This is a genomic window from Psychrobacter sp. AOP7-B1-24, assembly GCF_052376215.1.
Classification (GTDB): Bacteria; Pseudomonadota; Gammaproteobacteria; order Pseudomonadales; family Moraxellaceae; genus Psychrobacter.
In genome coordinates, this window is sequence record NZ_JBQSVL010000201.1 from 1 (window position 1) to 648 (window position 648).

Genomic DNA, 648 nt, shown 5'->3' on the forward strand with positions numbered 1-648 from the left:
TGGCATCAAATGCCGTCGTCATAAGCGCTTTAAAGTCACTACTGACTCCAATCACAACAAGCTGGTCTATCCAAACGTGCTCGATCAGAAGTTTGACACCAGTCGCCCTAACCAAGCATGGGTAAGCGACATCACCTATATCTGGACGAATGAGGGTTGGCTGTACTTAGCAGGGGTCAAAGACTTATACACCAAAGAGCTTGTCGGTTACGCTATTAACAAGCGTATGACCGCAGATTTAGTTTGCAAAGCACTAAATATGGCCATCAAGAATAAACGTCCAAGCAAAGGGCTAATCGTTCATTCAGACAGAGGCAGTCAGTATTGCAGTCACGCCTACCACAAGATTGTTAAGCAGCATCAGTTTACAGGTTCAATGAGCGCTAAAGGTAATTGCTTCGACAATGCTCCAATAGAAAGCTTCTGGGGCACTTTAAAGAACGAGCTGGTATATCATCAAGACTATAAAACAAGGTTCACAGCCATCAATGATATTATCAGTTATATCGAGCTGTACTACAATCAGACGAGGATTCAAAAGGGTTTGGGCTATAAATCACCAAGACAGGTGTGGTTTGATTATTATCGTCAGGCTGCGTAATTAAAATCTCCCAAGTTTGGTTCTACGGATTTGACAGCATGGGTCAA

The 648-nt window shown here is 43.1% G+C and carries 1 protein-coding gene; it reads left to right on the forward strand.

Going from position 1 to position 648, the window contains the following annotated elements:
* Positions 1–601 (forward strand): IS3 family transposase (locus ACT3QP_RS14995; protein ID WP_444526055.1); only part of this gene is annotated, 601 nt, incomplete at its 5' end.
* Between the last annotated feature and the right edge of the window lie 47 nt (positions 602–648).